A 10,943-nucleotide genomic window follows, 5' to 3' on the forward strand; every position below is an offset into this window, starting at 1 on the left:
CTGACCGCCGACGCGGCGTCCGCACCGGTCGGGGGAGCACCGGCCGCCGGTCCGGCCGGGGACGGGCCGGCGGCGGCCCGCGGCCCGCGCGCCCGCACCACCACCGCGTACCTGCGGTACGTGGCGGGCAAGGTGGCCGGCGCGGCCGTGTCGCTCCTCGCCGTCCTCGTCACCAGCTTCTTCCTCTTCCGGCTGATCCCCGGCGACCCGGTGAAGTTCATGACCGGCGGCCGCCAGGTGTCGGCGGAGCAACTGTCCGCCTACCGGGAGCAGTTCGGGCTGGACCTGCCGTTGTGGCAGCAGTTCACCGACTACTGCGCCAAGGCGCTCACCGGCGATCTGGGCACGTCGTACCAGTTCAACGCCCCGGTGGTCGACAAGATCACCGAGGCGCTGCCGAACACGCTGCTGCTCACCGGCACCGCCTTCGTGCTGTACACGGCGCTGGGGATCTTCCTCGGCACCCGCTCGGCCTGGCGGCACGGGCGGCTCGGCGACCGGTTCCACACCGGCCTGGCGCTGACGCTGTACTCCGTCCCGTCCTTCTGGCTGGGGCTGCTGCTGATCGTCACGCTGTCGGTGGGCGTCGGCCCGCTGCCGGGACTGTTCCCCACCGGTGGCATGGAGTCGGGCGGCGAGGAGGGCTTCGCCCGCGTCCTCGACGTGGCGCACCACCTGATCCTGCCGGTGGTGACGCTGGTGGCGGTGGAGTACGGGCAGACGCTGCTGGTGGCGCGGTCGGCGCTGCTGGACGAGATGGGCAGCGACTACCTGACCACCGCCCGTGCCAAGGGACTGCGCGACGACCTCGTACGGCGCCGGCACGCCGTGCCCAACGCGCTGCTGCCGACCGTGACGCTGGTCTTCATCAACCTCGGGCGGACGGTGGCCGGGGTGATCCTGGTGGAGACGGTGTTCTCCTGGCCGGGTCTCGGCGGGCTGTTCTACCAGGCGTTGAGCGTGCCCGATCTGCCGCTGGTGCAGGGGCTGTTCCTCGTGTTCGCCGCCGCGGTGATCGTGATGAACACGCTCGCCGACCTGATCTATCCGCTGCTCGATCCACGGGTGGGCCGATGACGACCGACAACGGCACGACACCGGGCGGGCGGACGCCCGGCACCGGCACGGCACCGGGCGAGCAGGCGACCGCGGCGGCGGCCGTCCGCCCGCGTGCGCTCGCGTGGCAGCGGCGGAGGGCGTCGGCCGCGCGGTTCTGGCGGCAGTACCGCGCCCACCGGGCCGGGGTCCTCGGCCTGGCCGCGCTGGCGCTGTTCGCGCTGCCGGCGCTGGCCGCCCCCCTGCTCGTCGGCTCCGACGTGGACGACGTGACCGGTGCGCCCGGCGACCCGCTGGAGAGCCCCGGCGCACGGTTCCCGTTCGGCACGGACCGGTTCGGACGCAGCCTGCTCGGCCTGGTGATCTGGGGCGCCCGCGTGTCCCTGCTGGTCGGGTTGCTCGCGGCCGTGCTGTCGGTGGCGATCGGCACGCTGATCGGCGTGACCGCGGGACACTTCCGGGGCTGGTACGCGACGGTGATGATGCGGATCACCGACTGGTTCCTGGTGATGCCCACCCTGGTGCTGGCGATCGCGCTGGCCACCGTGATGTCCCGCTCGCTGCTCACGGTCGTGGTGGCGATCGGGGTGACCACCTGGCCGACGACGGCCCGGCTGGTGCGCGCGCAGACCCTGGCGGTGGAGACCCGGCCGTACATCGAGCGCGCCCGGGCGCTGGGCGGCGGGCACTGGCACGTCATGACCCGGCACGTGCTGCCCAACGTGATGCCGCTGGTGCTGGCCCAGACGACCCTGATCATCTCCTCGGCGATCCTGGCGGAGGCGACACTGGCCTTCCTGGGGCTCGGTGATCCGACGGTGGTCTCGTGGGGCGGACTGCTGCAGGACGCCCGGGAGGCGGGCGCGGTCAGCGCCGGGCACTGGTGGTACCTGGTGCCGCCGGGCCTCGCCATCGCCCTGGTGGCGCTGGCGTTCACCCTGTGCGGACGGGCCGTGGAATCCGTTCTCAATCCCAGGCTGGGGGTGTCCCGTTGAGTCTGCTCGACGTCAGGGGCCTGACGGTGACGTACCCGGGCGGCGTGGCGGCCGTGCGCGGGGTGGACCTGCGGCTGGAGGCGGGCCGCAAACTCGGGGTCGCCGGGGAGTCGGGGTGCGGCAAGTCCACCCTGGCGCTGGCGCTGCTGCGGCTCCTGCCGGCCGGGACGCGGGTCGGCGGGGAGGTCCTGCTGGACGGTGAGGACGTCCTGACCATGAAGTGGGGCCGGGTGCGGGCGGTCCGCTGGGCCGGGGCCTCCCTCGTGTTCCAGGGGGCGATGCACTCCCTCAATCCCGTGCGGCGCGTCGGGGAGCAGATCGCCGAGCCCATCCTGCTGCACCGGAGGGCGACCCCGGGCGGGGCGCGGCGGAAGGCCGGTGAGCTGCTGGAGCACGTCGGTCTCCCGGCCGCCCGTGCGGGGGCCTATCCGCACGAGCTGTCCGGCGGCCAGCGGCAGCGCGTCATGATCGCGATGGCGCTGGCCTGCGATCCGCGGCTGATCGTCGCGGACGAGCCGACCACCGCGCTCGACGTGATGGTCCAGGCGCAGATCCTCCGGCTGATCGAGCGGCTGGTCGCGGACCAGGAGGTCGGCCTGATCATGATCAGCCACGACCTGGCGGTCCTCGCCGCCACCTGCGACCGGCTCGCGGTGATGTACGCGGGCCGGGTGGTCGAGGAGGGACCGGCGCGGCAGGTGTACGAGGCCGCCCGGCACCCGTACGCCGGGGAGTTGTCGGCGGCCTTCCCCCGCGTCGGCGATCCGGCCTCCCGCTTCGCGCCGCGCGGCCTGGCGGGCGACCCGCCGGACCCGTCGGCGCTGCCGCCGGGGTGCGCGTTCCGTCCGCGGTGCCCGGTGGCGCTGGAGTCCTGCGCGGTGGAGGACCCCGCGCTGCGCGCGGCGGGCCCGGACCGGCGGGCGGCGTGCGTGCGGGTCACCGGGGAGACGGCGGGCGGCGGACCGGGCTCCGGCCCGGGTTCCGGCTCCCTGGAGGAAGCGAGGCGCGGCACCTCATGACCACCTCTCCCGCCGCCGTCCCCGGCGCTCCCCTGCTGAGCGCCCGGGGCGTGCGCGTCGCCCACCCCGGCCGGCGCGGCGCACCGGAGGTCCGGGCCGTGGACGGCGTCGACCTCGACATCCGTCCCGGTGAGATCGTCGCCCTGGTGGGCGAGTCGGGCTGCGGGAAGACGACGCTGGCGCGCGCCCTGCTGGGCCTGGTCAGGCCGACGGCGGGCCGCGTCGTCTTCGACGGGCGCCCGCTGGAGTACTCCGGCCGCTCCCTGAAGGCGTACCGCAAGCGCGTCCAGCTGGTCCTGCAGGACCCGAGCGGTTCGCTCAACCCGCGGCACACGGTGTACGACGCCGTCGCCGAGGGACTGCGCATCCACGGTCACGGCGGTGACGAGCGGGCGGCGGTCGCGCGGGCCCTGGCCCGGGCCGGCCTGCGGCCGCCGGAGCGCTTCTTCCTGCGCTACCCGCACGAGCTGTCCGGCGGTCAGCGGCAGCGCGTGGTGATCGCGGGCGCCCTCGTCCTGGAGCCCGAGCTCCTCGTCGCCGACGAGCCGGTGGCCTCCCTGGACGCGTCCGTGCGCGGCGAGATCCTGGCCCTCCTGCTGGGGCTGCGCGCCGACCCGGGCCTGGCCGCGCTGGTGGTCACGCACGACCTCGGGCTGGCCTGGAACATCGCCGACCGGGTCGCGGTGATGTACCTGGGCCGGATCGTGGAGACCGGACCGGTGGAGCGGGTCCTCACCTCGCCCCGGCACCCCTACACCCGGGCGCTGCTGTCGGTGCTCCCCGAGGCGCCGGGCGAGCCGGTGGTCCTCACCGGCGAACCGCCGGACCCGTCCCGCGTCCCCTCCGGCTGCCGCTTCCACGTCCGCTGCCCGGTCCTGGCGGGCGGCGAGGCGGAGCGGGCGGGCGTGGCCCGGGCGTGCCGGGAACGGGACCCGGGGGTCCTCGACGGGGACGGCGCGGCCCGGGTGGCGTGCCACTGGGCGCACGCGCGGGAGGCCTGACGGCCCCGGCGCTACGGCTTCCCGGCCGCGGCCACCAGCTCCCTGCAGCGTTCGACGTCCCGCGCCATCTGCTCCAGCAGCGCCTCGAGCGTGTCGAACTTCGCCTGGCCGCGGACGAAGGCCAGGAAGTCGACGGCGACGTGGAGGCCGTACAGGTCGAGGCCGACGCGGTCGATGGCGTAGGCCTCGACCGTGCGCTCGGTGCCGTCGAACTGGGGGTTGGTGCCGACGGAGATGGCGGCCGGCATGGCCTCGCCCTGGGCGTGCAGCCAGCCGGCGTAGACGCCGTCGGCGGGGATCGCGGTGTGCGGGAGGGTCTCGACGTTGGCGGTGGGGAAGCCCATCTCGCGGCCGCGCTGGGCGCCGCGGACGACCACGCCCTCGACGCGGTGCGGGCGGCCGAGGATCTCGGCCGCGCCGCCGACGTCGCCCTCGGCGACCAGGCGGCGGGTGAGCGTGGAGGAGAACGGCTCGCCCCCGCCCGCCTCGCCGGTCACGTACAGGTCGACGACCTCGACCGCGAAGTCGTAGATCCGCCCCTGCTCGGCGAGGAAGTCCACGGTGCCCGCGGCCCGGTGGCCGAAGCGGAAGTTGGGGCCCTCGACGACCGCCTTGGCGTGCAGCTTGTCGACCAGGACCTTGACCACGAAGTCGGCCGCGGAGAGCTTGGAGAACTCGGTGGTGAAGGGGAGGATCAGGACCGCGTCCACCCCCAGCTCGGCCATGAGTTCGGCGCGCCGGTGGTGCGGGGAGAGCAGCGGGGGGTGGCTGCCGGGGCGGACGACCTCGCTGGGGTGCGGGTCGAAGGTGACGACGACCGCGGGGACGCCCAGTTCGCGGGCGCGGTCCACGGTGTGCCGGATGATCAGTTGGTGCCCGCGGTGCACTCCGTCGTAGGAGCCGATGGTGACGACGCTGCGCCCCCAGTCCTGGGGGATGTCCTCCAAGCCACGCCAGCGTTGCACTGTCCCTGCTCCTTGTCGCAACCTCGTCGTACCCGAGTCCGTGGACGTCCGCGTCCGTGGATTTCTCCTGCGCAGGTCTAAGGGTGCCATGCCGCGAGGCCCCGGCCCGCATCGGCATGGGACCGGGACCGGGCGCACGCCCGGTGCGGGCTCAGCCGGGGGTGTCCGCGCCCGCGAGGTCCCCGATCGTCCGGCGGGCGCCCGCTCCCAGGACCGCGGCCCATTCCCGCGGGGCCTGCGCCGACCAGCCGGCCACGGCGGTGGCGAAGCCCGGGACGTGGCGGGCCAGGTCGGCCAGGCCGCGGTCGAGGCGGGCGGCGCCCTCCGGGGTGCGGACGAGGAGCAGAGCGGTGCGGTGGACGAGGGTACGCAGCTCGGGGCCGGTGTTCCGGGCGGCGGCGCGCAGCACCGTCTCCAGGACGCCGGGGTCGGACTCCCGGGCGAGCAGGACGTCCAGCAGTTCGCGGCGCAGGGGGCGGGAGGCCGGCGTCCCGGGGGCGGCGAGGACCCCGGCGAGGGCCGCCCGCAGTGCCTGCGGGCCGCCGTCCAGCAGGCCGGTGAGCGGGGGGCGGAGCGCGGCACGGGCAGCGGGTGCCGCGTCCCGGCCCGGGCATCGGCCGGCGTACGGGGTCACGTGTCCCGCGGTCTCCGGCCGCCGTGCCGCCGCCTCCGGCACCCGTGCGGCGACCGGGCGGGCCGGCCGGGAGGTGGCGGCGGCGACGAGCGGGCGCAGCGTCCCGTCCGCGTCCGCCGCCCGTTCCAGCCGCGTCCGGAAGGCGTCGAGCACGGGTTCCGGGTGGGTGGTGAGGGCGCCGGCCAGCGCGTCCGGCGGGAAGCGGGGGTCGCCGGCCGCGAAGTGCTCCAGGGCCCGTGCGAGGTGCCGGTCCCTGCTGCCGGGGTCCCGGACGAGGAGGGCGAGCGCGCCGCCGTGCAGCTCGCGGTCGGCGGTGCGGTCCAGCAGGGCGAGCGCCGCGCGGCGCAGCAGGGCGCGGTCGTCGGCGGCGCGGGCGTGGGGTGCGACGCGCAGGCCGTGCGTCAGCGCCGCGGCCCGGCGCGCGGGCCGCTCGTCCCGCGCCCACCGGCCGACGGCCCGGCACACCGTCGACGGCTCCTCCTCGGCGAGTGCGGCGAGCAGTTGGTCGGCCCGCCGGTGGGCGCTGTCGGCGAGCGCCTCCGCCAGCGCGTCCGGGGCCGCGCGCCGGTGGGTGTGCAGCAGGGCCTGCGCCGCCGTCGCCACGGTGGCGTGCGGGGTGGCGGGCAGCGGCCGCTCGTCCTCGAACCAGCGGACGAGGTACGGAAGCACGGCGACGGGGTCGGCGGCCAGCAGGCGGGCGGCGGCGGCGAGGAAGCGGGGTCCGCTCTCGCACGGCGGGCCGTCGGCGTGGACGAGCCGGCGCAGCAGCGCGCACCGCGCCTCCAGGGGCAGCGCCAGGCCGGTCCAGAAGGCGGGTCCCAGCTCCCGGGGCACCGTCCGCCGCTGTTCGCGCCGGGCCACGATCCGGTCGGCCAGCATCCGCAGCACGTCCGTGTACGGCGTCGCGTCGGGCACGCGGGCCAGGCTCCCGGTGAGCAGCCGGACGGCCCACCAGGAGCCGGGGTCGGCGTCCAGGGCGTGCACCAGGTCCGCCAGCCGCGAGGCGAGGGGGGCGGTGCCGTGCTGGCGGGCGAGGAGCAGCAGGGCCTCGACGACGGGACCGACGCGGTGGCGCGGCACGGGGTCGCAGCCGGGGTCCGGCGGGGTGCGGCGGCGGTGGACCAGGGCGCGCAGCGCCTCGTCGAGGTCGAGGTGGAGGCCGTGCATCCAGTCGGCGAACTCCTCGTGCGCGAAGCGGTAGCCGGTCCCGGCCGGGACGAGGAGGCCCTCGGCGAGCACGGCGGCGGCCCAGCCGGTGCCGCCGCCGGGCCGGTCCGCGGCGGGTCCCGGCGGGAACACCGCCTCGAACGCCTCCCGGTCCAGTTCGCCCCGCCCGGTGCCGAGACTGCGCCGGGCGGCCTCGTGCACCCGCCCGGCGGCCTTGGCGGCCAGCCGGCGCACGGCGGTGCCGCGCAGGCCGTCCTCGGCGGCCAGGCGGGCGGCGATGCGCAGGCACACCAGGTCCAGGTGGGCCGAGAACACGGTGTCGCGGTCCACCGGCACGTCCGGGACGTCGGCGGCGTCGGTGGCCCCGGAGTCGCCGGCGAGGGCGGCCAGGACCTCCGAGAACATCCGGAGCGTCAGCGGGTGCCGGGCGTCGGCCAGGGCGCCCTCGGGGACGCCGTGGCGGGCGCGCGCCTCGCGGGCCTCCTCGGGGGTGAGGTCGCCCAGGCCCACGCACGGGGGGAGTCCGTCGGGGCGGGAGCCGGCGGTGTGCAGCCGGCCCGCCGGGAACGCCGCTCCCGCGTGCTCCCAGTACTCCGTGCGGCACGCCACCACCAGCCGTGTCCCCGTGGCCCGCAGCCAGCGCTCCGTCGCGTCGGTCCACTCGGCGAGGCGGCGGGCCAGGCCGGCCGGCATCTCCTCGGGGCCGTCGAGGAGCAGCAGCAGGGGACGGCCGGCCGTGCGGGCGAGCCGGGCCAGGCGTTCCGGGCCGGTGTCGCCGAGCTCCTCCGGGGCGGCCGGGAAGGGGGCGCGGGCGGCGGCCACGGCGCGGGCGGCCCGGTCCAGCGCCCGGCGGGCGGCGTCCGCGACCGAGCCGTCGTCGCCGTGCAGATCGGCGCCGCGCAGCCACAGCGTGGGCCGGCCGGCGCCGTGGCGGCGGGCGGCGAGCGCCGCGAGCTGCGTCGTCCGGCCGCTGCCGGGCGGTCCGACGAGGCCCAGGACGGCGGCGTCGCCCCGTTCGAAGGCGGTGAACTCGGCGGTGACGGCGGCCCGTTCGACGGGTTCCACGGCCCGGGCCAGGTGCCGCGGAGGTTCCGGCCGCCCCGCCGGGGCGGCCGTGAGCTCCAGTACGCCGGCGAGGTTGAGGTCGGCGCCGTAGGCCGGGACCGTCGCCGCGTTCTCGGCGAGCAGTTCGGCGAGCGGGTCCCCGGAGCCGGGGGCCCGGGGCGGCAGGGGGACGGCGAAGCCGCAGTCGCGGCCGGGCGACCGGAGCGCGGTGCCGAGGACGCCGAGGACGGCTCCGGTGGCGGCGTCGAGCACGGGGCCGCCGGCCGCGGCCCCGCCGAGGCGCAGCGCGTCGCGGCCCGCGGTGCCGACCGCCAGCTCGAGGACGTCGTCGATGCGGTGGCAGCGGTCGGTGGCGGTGTAGGTGACGGCGCCGGTGCCCAGCACCCGTGCCGCGTGCCAGCGCCCGGCGGCGATGCGCACGCGGGTGCCGGCCTCGACGCCCGCCCGCGCGGTGACCGGCAGCGGCGGGACGCCGAGTCCCCCGCTGCGGACCAGGGCCAGGCCGAGCGCGGGCAGGGGGGTCACCGCGTCGGCGGTCACGACGCGGTGGCGGTCCCCCGGGGCGTGCAGCACCAGGCGGGGCAGGCCGTCGACGGCCTCGTGGCTGGTGATCACCGTGCCGCGGCGGTCGGCCACGAAGCCGGTGCCGCGCGGACGGCCGGCGAGGTCCCGGACGCGGACCAGGACGTGGTCGCCGGGGTGGCCCCCCGCGGTCGCGCCGGGGCGGCCGGAGGGGGCGGGGAGGGCCGGGGGGTCCGAGGGATCCGGGCGACCGCGGAGGTCCGAGGGGTCGCCCGGGACGTCCCGTCCGTGACGGGACCGATTCCGCGACGTCATCGTCGAGTCCTCCGCCGTGCCTCCGTGCCCTTGCGTCCGACGGTAGGGCCGGAATGATCAGCGGGACAGCTCGCTCGGCGAACGCGCCCCCTTGCGCTCCCCCGGTTCACTCCGAGCGCCTGCACTTGCGGGTGAACAGGCGGATGCGGAGGGATAGACCCTAGGTGGGGGAACCGAGGGGGGACCGTGGAGCGGCGGCATGTCCATCTCCGTGACGCCGCTCCACGGGGGCGGCCGCCGACCGGTCAGCCGAAGACGGCCAGGCTCTTGGCCTTGCCCTTCTGCTGCGCGACGAGGGCCAGGAACCGCCCCTCGGGGCCGAAGACGGCCACGGGGCCGGAGCCCGCGTACTCGTCCGGCATCTCCAGCCGCACGCCGTTGGTGAGCAGCCGGGCCCGCCGGGCGTCGATGTCCCAGCGCGGGAAAGCGGCGGCGGCGGCCTCGGCGACCGGCATCACGGTCAGCTCCTTCTGGAGCTGGTCGAGGGTGCGGGCCGCCTCCAGCTTGTACGGGCCGACCCGGGTGCGGCGCAGCGCGGTCAGGTGCCCGCCCACGCCGAGGTCGGCGCCCAGGTCGCGGGCGAGGGCGCGGATGTAGGTGCCGGAGGAGCAGACGACGGAGACCACCAGGTCGAGCACGGCGGTGCCGTCGTCGGCGACGGCCTCCCGCACGTCGTGCACGGCGAACGAGGAGACGGTGACCGGCCGCGCCGGGATGTCGAACTCCTCGCCCTCCCGGGCGCGTTTGTAGGAACGCACGCCGTTGATCTTGATGGCGCTGACCTTGGACGGCACCTGCATGATGTCGCCGGTCAGCTTGGCGACGCCGGCGTCGATCTCCTCGCGGGTGACGCGGGAGACGTCGGTGGCGGAGGTGACCTCCCCCTCGGCGTCGTCCGTGAGCGTGTCCTGCCCGAGCCGGACGGTGCCCACGTACTCCTTCTCGGTCAGCGCCAGGTGCCCGAGGAGCTTGGTCGCCCGCTCGACGCCGAGCACGAGGACGCCCGTGGCCATCGGGTCGAGGGTGCCGGCGTGGCCGACGCGCCGGGTGCGCGCGATGCCGCGCATCTTGGCGACCACGTCGTGCGAAGTGAAGCCCGACGGCTTGTCGACGATGACGAGGCCGTCGGGCACGGTGTGCTTCTGGGTCATTCGGCGGTGTCGTCCGTCTCGTCGTCGCCCGGCTTGCGGTACGGGTCGGCACCCCCGGCGTACGTGGCGCCCGCGGACGCCTCGCGCACCTTCGCGTCGGACTCGCGCGCCTTGTCGAGGAGGTCCTCGATGGTGCGTGCCGTTTCCGGCAGCGCGTCCATGACGAAGGTGAGGGTCGGCGTGAACTTCACGCCCGCCGCCCGTCCCACCTCGGAGCGCAGGACGCCCTTGGCGCTCTCCAGACCTGCCGCCGCGGCCTTGCGCTCCTCCTCGTCCCCGTAGACCGTGTAGAAGACGGTCGCCTCCCGCAGGTCGCCCGTGACCCGGGTGTCCGTGATGGTGACGTGGGTGCCGAGCCGCGGGTCCTTGATCCCGCGCTGCAGCTTCTGGGCCACCACCTCCCGGATGAGGTCCGCCAGCCTTTTCGCCCGCGCGTTGTCGGCCACTGGTCCGTCTCCCGTTCTTTCCTGTCTGCGTATCGATGAGCTGTGGTCGTCAGTCGTCTTCGCCGTGGAAGCGCCGCCTGACGGACAGCAGTTCCACCTCGGGGCGCCCGGCGACCAGCCGCTCGCACCGGTCCAGCACGTCGGTCAGGTGCCCCGCGTCGCCGGACACCACGGCCAGGCCGATGACCGCCCTGCGATGAAGGTCCACGTGGTCCACCTCGGCCGCGCTCACCGCGTACTTGCGCTGGAGCTCGGCGACGATGGGGCGGACGACGGAGCGTTTCTCCTTCAGCGACCGCACGTCGCCGAGGAGGAGGTCGAAGGACAGCGTCCCCACATACATGTGTGCAACCGGTTCACCCGCCGGTCCGGGATCGATGGCCCCGCCAACCGTGCGGGCAGGGACATCAGAACCGTACAACGAAGGGACGTACCCGATCGACGGATATTGCGCCCCGTGGATCACGGGTCCTCGGTTCCGCGGGCCCCGGGTCCCCGGCTCCCGTCCCCTCCGTACCCGGAAGACACGGACCGGGGGGGGGGGGGGGGGGGGGTCTTGCGCGCACCCCACCACGGGGGGGGGTGCCCCCGCTCCCTCTCTCCCCTC

At 76.2% G+C, this 10,943-nt stretch carries 9 protein-coding genes; 4 read left to right on the forward strand and 5 right to left on the reverse strand.

The annotated features are described in order from the left end of the window. Genes ACZ56B_RS25335 through ACZ56B_RS25350 form a run of 4 tightly spaced genes read left to right on the forward strand, consistent with a single transcriptional unit; the run spans position 1 to position 4,071 of the window. On the forward strand, positions 1–1,077 hold the full coding sequence (locus ACZ56B_RS25335; RefSeq protein ID WP_468795054.1) for an ABC transporter permease: 1,077 nt from the start codon (positions 1–3) through the stop codon (positions 1,075–1,077). Further along, positions 1,074–2,051, forward strand: coding sequence for an ABC transporter permease (locus ACZ56B_RS25340; protein ID WP_468795001.1), 978 nt, complete (start codon positions 1,074–1,076; stop codon positions 2,049–2,051). The genes ACZ56B_RS25335 and ACZ56B_RS25340 overlap by 4 nt, the downstream gene beginning before the upstream one ends. Then, positions 2,048–3,070, forward strand: coding sequence for an ABC transporter ATP-binding protein (locus tag ACZ56B_RS25345; protein WP_468795004.1), 1,023 nt, complete (start codon positions 2,048–2,050; stop codon positions 3,068–3,070). The genes ACZ56B_RS25340 and ACZ56B_RS25345 overlap by 4 nt, the downstream gene beginning before the upstream one ends. Continuing rightward, complete coding sequence (locus tag ACZ56B_RS25350) at positions 3,067–4,071, forward strand: ABC transporter ATP-binding protein (protein WP_468795007.1); 1,005 nt, start codon at positions 3,067–3,069, stop codon at positions 4,069–4,071. The genes ACZ56B_RS25345 and ACZ56B_RS25350 overlap by 4 nt, the downstream gene beginning before the upstream one ends. 11 nt (positions 4,072–4,082) lie before the next feature. On the opposite strand, the gene ACZ56B_RS25355 is transcribed toward ACZ56B_RS25350, so the two are convergent. From ACZ56B_RS25355 to ACZ56B_RS25375, 5 genes are all read right to left on the reverse strand, one after another. Beyond that, on the reverse strand, positions 4,083–5,036 hold the full coding sequence (locus tag ACZ56B_RS25355; protein WP_468795010.1) for a bifunctional riboflavin kinase/FAD synthetase: 954 nt from the start codon (positions 5,034–5,036) through the stop codon (positions 4,083–4,085). Between the two features lie 151 nt (positions 5,037–5,187). Continuing rightward, positions 5,188–8,739, reverse strand: coding sequence for a trypsin-like peptidase domain-containing protein (locus ACZ56B_RS25360; RefSeq protein ID WP_468795013.1), 3,552 nt, complete (start codon positions 8,737–8,739; stop codon positions 5,188–5,190). 245 nt (positions 8,740–8,984) lie between these two features. Next, entirely contained in the window at positions 8,985–9,890 is a 906-nt protein-coding gene (gene truB / locus ACZ56B_RS25365) for a tRNA pseudouridine(55) synthase TruB (protein WP_468795016.1), read from the reverse strand. Beyond that, positions 9,887–10,336 (reverse strand): 30S ribosome-binding factor RbfA, encoded by a 450-nt coding sequence (rbfA, locus tag ACZ56B_RS25370; RefSeq protein WP_468795019.1) that lies wholly within the window; start codon positions 10,334–10,336, stop codon positions 9,887–9,889. The genes truB and rbfA overlap by 4 nt, the downstream gene beginning before the upstream one ends. A 49-nt stretch (positions 10,337–10,385) precedes the next feature. Then, the gene (locus tag ACZ56B_RS25375; protein WP_468795021.1) at positions 10,386–10,679 is read right to left on the reverse strand and encodes a DUF503 domain-containing protein; all 294 of its coding nucleotides are present in this window, start codon (positions 10,677–10,679) and stop codon (positions 10,386–10,388) included. Positions 10,680–10,943 lie beyond the last annotated feature (264 nt).

It is taken from the genome of Streptomyces sp. NPDC034670 (assembly GCF_055574875.1).

Bases quoted from the DNA above. Each gene is read 5' to 3' on its own strand.
- ACZ56B_RS25375 (WP_468795021.1), bottom strand. From the start codon at position 10,679: ATGTATGTGGGGACGCTGTCCTTCGACCTCCTCCTCGGCGACGTGCGG.
- ACZ56B_RS25340 (WP_468795001.1), top strand. From the start codon at position 1,074: ATGACGACCGACAACGGCACGACACCGGGCGGGCGGACGCCCGGCACC.
- ACZ56B_RS25360 (WP_468795013.1), bottom strand. From the start codon at position 8,739: ATGACGTCGCGGAATCGGTCCCGTCACGGACGGGACGTCCCGGGCGAC.
- truB (WP_468795016.1), bottom strand. From the start codon at position 9,890: ATGACCCAGAAGCACACCGTGCCCGACGGCCTCGTCATCGTCGACAAG.
- ACZ56B_RS25350 (WP_468795007.1), top strand. From the start codon at position 3,067: ATGACCACCTCTCCCGCCGCCGTCCCCGGCGCTCCCCTGCTGAGCGCC.